Below are 1,452 nucleotides of genomic sequence, written 5' to 3'. Positions count from 1 at the left end.
ATCTAAGCTTACGGAGTATTTGAACAAAGGCTTTACGGTATTTACAGAATATTTGACCGGGCTCTTTTCTTTTTTCTCAAATTTCGCGATTGTGCTCATAACGTTCCCGATTCTACTGTTCTATATGCTGAAGGAAGGCGGGAAGTTTGGTGAACAAATTGTAAGCTTTATACCCAAAAGGTTCCGTATCCACGGTAAAGAGGTCATGGACGATATCGATCATATGCTCAGCAGCTTTATCGTTGGCAGAGTTATCGTGAATGTAGCACTCGGAGTTCTCATGTATGTAGGTTTTCTAATTATTGATTTGCCTTATGCGATGCTGCTGACCGTAGTTGCCGTCATCTTGAACTTTATTCCGTTTATCGGATCATTCCTATCTTCCATCCCGATTGTCATCATCGGCTTCATCGAAGCGCCGTCAATCGCGATCTGGTCTATTGTCATTATTACAGTAGCGCAGCAAATTCAGGATAATCTTATATCGCCCTATGTTTTCGGGAAGCAGCTTGATATTCATCCGATGACGACGATCATCTTGGTGCTCATGGGCGGAGATATTGCAGGAATTTTAGGCATACTACTTATTATTCCGGTGTATATGATTTTGAAAATCGTTTATAGCAAAGTTTACGAGCTGTTCTTCAAGCAGAAATGGGAAAATGCTTAACTGAGATTGTCACATAATGGGTGCGTATTATGGCATCATCTGTTATAATGACGTCGGCTAAGGCAAATTTACCGAAAGTACGGTGGCTTGATAACGATGGGGATAAACGCATTGCAAGGGAAACAAATCGTAATTGCTGGATCTCGGAAAACGGATGAGATGTGCATGGTTATTGAAAAACAAGGCGGCGTTCCAATTGTGCGTTCGCTTCAAGGCTTGACGATGTTTGATGAAGCGCTGTTGGAAGAGCCATTGCGAAACTTCGCTGAGCAAGGCGCGGATTGGGTTATTTTGACGACAGGCATGGGATCGGATCAGATCGTCAACACAGCCGACAGCATCGGCATTAAACAAGCGGTGCTTGGTAGGCTGGCTGAGGCGAAAATTGCGACAAGAGGCTACAAAACGTCTGCATTTCTTAAACGTTCAGACCTGAAAGCGATCGTTAGCACGGATGATGGAACGATGGATGGACTCATAGAAAACCTCGAAGCCTTTGATTTTGAAGGGCAAAGGGTGTGGATACAGCTTCATGGCGAGCCAGCTCCGAAACTAGTGCGTTTTCTCGAAAATAAGGGTACTTCGCAAGTAGAAGCGGTGCTGCCCTATAAGCATGTTCCGCCGGATGCTGCTACAGTCGAGCTGCTGCTTAGCGAGCTTTCTGCCGGCACGGTCGATACGGTCTGCTTCACGACTGCGGTGCAGGTGCACTATTTGTTCAAGCATGCAATCGAATCGGGCCGCAAGGAGCTTTTGTTGAACATCTTTAATCAGCATATCGT

Annotated in this window: 2 protein-coding genes; both read left to right on the top strand. The window is 45.1% G+C overall.

Annotation, left to right across the window (positions count from 1 at the left end; all coding sequences use genetic code 11):
- On the top strand, window positions 1-670 hold a 670-nt coding region (locus tag AC1DSE_RS35225), incomplete at its 5' end, for an AI-2E family transporter (protein WP_477529118.1).
- Window positions 671-766: 96 nt separating this feature from the next.
- Window positions 767-1,452, top strand: a 686-nt coding sequence (locus AC1DSE_RS35220; protein ID WP_477529117.1) for a uroporphyrinogen-III synthase, incomplete at its 3' end; no start/stop codon positions are given.

The organism is Paenibacillus sp. 01L418 (assembly GCF_056400045.1).
The sequence above is the reverse complement of the archived record's forward strand: the minus strand, read 5'-3'. Positions and strand labels throughout refer to the sequence as shown.